This window comes from Catenulispora rubra, from assembly GCF_015356825.1.
GTDB classification, from domain to species: domain Bacteria; phylum Actinomycetota; class Actinomycetes; order Streptomycetales; family Catenulisporaceae; genus Catenulispora; species Catenulispora rubra.
Genome location: NZ_JAACYW010000554.1, coordinates 1 through 2509, shown reverse-complemented (window position 1 = coordinate 2509; position 2509 = coordinate 1). Strand labels below are relative to the sequence as shown.

Genomic DNA, 2509 nt, shown 5'->3' with positions numbered 1-2509 from the left:
CGCCACCCCCACCGGCATCGTCCCCGGCCTCCTCGCCGAAGGCCTCACCGACGCCGAGTTCGAAAACATGTTCTTCCTCTTCGCGGTAGCCGGCAACGAAACCCTCCGCAACGGCATCCCCGGCGCCCTCCTGACCCTCCTCCAGCACCGCGACCAGCTCGCCGACCTCCGCCGCGACACCGAGGCCCGCCTCGACACCGCCGTCGACGAACTGCTCCGCTACTGGCCGCCGGTCATGCAGTTCCGCCGCACCGCGACCTGCGACGTCACCCTCGGCGGCCGTGCCATCCGGGCCGGCGACAAGGTCGTCGTCTACCACGCCTCCGCGAACCGCGACGAGACCGTCTTCCCCGACCCCGACCGCCTCGACCTCACCCGCAGCCCGAACGACCACGTCAGCTTCGGCTTCGGTCCGCACTACTGCCTCGGCGCGCACCTGGCCAAGACCCAGATGCGCGCGATGCTCGGCCAGGTCCTGACCCGGATGCCGCGGATCCGTCCCGACGGCGATCCGGTCCGCCTGACCTCCAACTTCCAGAACGGCCTCAAGCACCTGCCGGTCCGCTGGGACTAGTCGGCGACAAGTCGGCGGGGACCGGCGGGCTTCAGCCGCCAAAAAAAGCCAGCTCAGTGCTCGGAGTTCTCCGCGAGCCACGCCGCCAGCCGATCGACGAAAGCAGCCTGCGCGCTGTTGACCTTCTCCCGCGCGGCCTCCACCCCGAACCACTCCCCGCGGTCCACCTCCGGGTACTCCCGCCGCACCCCCGACCGCGGCGGCCATTCGAGCTCGAACAGGTTGCTCACCAGCGTCGTCACGTCGAAGTCCGCCTCGACGCCCCACGCGGTGACCACCTTCCCGCTCTTCTGTCGCACCGACCCGAGCTCCACCAGACGGTCCCGCGCAGCGTCGACCTCCGCGCCGGTCTCCTCGCGCAGCTCGCGCACCGCCGCCGCCAACGCGTCCTCGTCGTCGGCGTACTCACCCTTGGGGATCGACCACCATCCCGCATCACGCTTCGTGAACAGCGGCCCGCCGGGGTGCACGAGCAGCACCCGCAGCTCCCCGTCCTCGATCTTGTACATCAGGATGCCCGCGCTCTGCTTCACCGCGGCACCTCGCCGGATGCGATCTCGCTCAGGCTCACCACGCCACCCTTCCGACTCCGACGCCGGGCTCAGTCGAGACAGAACTCGTTGCCCTCAATGTCCTGCATCGCCATGCACGACTCGTTCTCCTCGTCGGCGAGCAGCAGCTGCACCTTCGACGCCCCGAGCGCGACCAGCCGCTCGCACTCGGCTTCGAGCACCGCGACCCGCTCCGCGCCCACGAGCCCGGTCGCGGCCCGCACGTCGAGGTGGACCCGGTTCTTGACGACCCGGCCCTCCGGCACGCGCTGGAAGTACAGGCGCGGGCCCACCCCCGAGGGGTCGACGCACGCGGCCCACGCACCGCGCTTCTCCGGCGGCAGCGTGAGCTCGTACTCGGCCAACGTGGCGAAGCCCTCCGGCGCCGGGGGGAGGACGTACCCCAGCACCTCGCACCAGAATTGCGCGACGCGCTGCGGGTCGGCGCAGTCGAAGGTCACCTGGAAATGCTTGATCGACGGCATCGGGCCAGCATTTCACACGCGGTGCGGTGATGTCGGTGTAGGCATGGGCCAAGCCACCGAAACGGAGTGAACCACCGTGGAAATCAGAGCAATCCGCGCCGACGAGGGCGACGAGGTCGCCGAACTGTGGGACCGCATGTGCCGCGAGACCCCCGACGGCGGCCCGCTGACCCCCGACGGCAAGCGCAACCTGGCCCGCATGCTCGGCATGTCCGCCTGGCACCGCGACGCCTTCTGCCTCGTCGCCGAGCAGCAGCACGACGCACAGCAGCACGACACCCGACTGGTCGGCTTCGTCAACGGCCGCCTGAGCATCGGCGACGGCCTGCTGCCCGGGGTGATCGGCGAGATCGACTCGCTGTACGTCGTCCCGGAGATACGGCACGAGGGCGTGGGCCGGAAGCTGGCGGAAGCCGCGATCGGCCACCTGCGCGGCCAAGGCGCCGGCGTCCTGCGCTACCTGTCCTGCATCGACGCTGAGCAGGCGCACGAATTCTGGCGCAGTCTGGGCTTCGTAGCCGACATGGTGTGCCTGTCCAACTATTCGGACCAGCACGCCTGACCACAGGCACATCGGCTGTCCTGACCGCCGGATAGGCTGCGCGCCGTGTGGGATCGGAAAGCCGCGGCCGTGACCAAGGTGCGCGCAGCCCATCGCGGCAACGTGTCCATCGGGCCCGCCGACGCGGATCCGGACCTGCTCCTCGACGTCTCCGCCGCGCGCATCGCCGACCTGGCCATCGGCCACGGCGACCTCCCGGTCACCGTCTCGGGCGTCACCGGCGGCCACATCAGGACACTGACTTTCATCGGCGAGCCATCAGCGTTGACCGTTCTTCGGACACCAGAACCGACGCCAGAACCGTTGCCCCGCATCACGCTCCGCCTGCCCCGCACCC

The 2509-nt window shown here is 70.1% G+C and carries 5 protein-coding genes; 3 read left to right on the top strand and 2 right to left on the bottom strand.

The genetic code is table 11. From position 1 onward, the window contains the following. A partial coding sequence (locus GWK61_RS53900; protein WP_194922181.1) for a cytochrome P450 occupies window positions 1–574 on the top strand: 574 nt, incomplete at its 5' end. Between the two features lie 53 nt (window positions 575–627). Here GWK61_RS53900 and GWK61_RS53895 read toward each other — a convergent pair. Both GWK61_RS53895 and GWK61_RS53890 read right to left on the bottom strand, forming a co-directional pair. Continuing rightward, window positions 628–1107, bottom strand: a complete 480-nt coding sequence (locus GWK61_RS53895) for an NUDIX hydrolase (protein WP_323748194.1) — start codon at window positions 1105–1107, stop codon at window positions 628–630. Window positions 1108–1175: 68 nt separating this feature from the next. Continuing rightward, window positions 1176–1610 (bottom strand): VOC family protein, encoded by a 435-nt coding sequence (locus GWK61_RS53890; protein ID WP_194922180.1) that lies wholly within the window; start codon window positions 1608–1610, stop codon window positions 1176–1178. A 76-nt stretch (window positions 1611–1686) separates the two neighbouring features. Between GWK61_RS53890 and GWK61_RS53885 the strand changes: the two genes are divergently transcribed. Further along, entirely contained in the window at window positions 1687–2172 is a 486-nt protein-coding gene (locus GWK61_RS53885; protein WP_194922179.1) for a GNAT family N-acetyltransferase, read from the top strand. A 45-nt stretch (window positions 2173–2217) separates the two neighbouring features. Continuing rightward, window positions 2218–2509: hypothetical protein (locus GWK61_RS53880; RefSeq protein WP_194922178.1), on the top strand; the 292-nt coding region annotated here is incomplete at its 3' end.

Bases quoted from the DNA above. Each gene is read 5' to 3' on its own strand.
- GWK61_RS53890 (WP_194922180.1), bottom strand. From the start codon at position 1,610: ATGCCGTCGATCAAGCATTTCCAGGTGACCTTCGACTGCGCCGACCCG.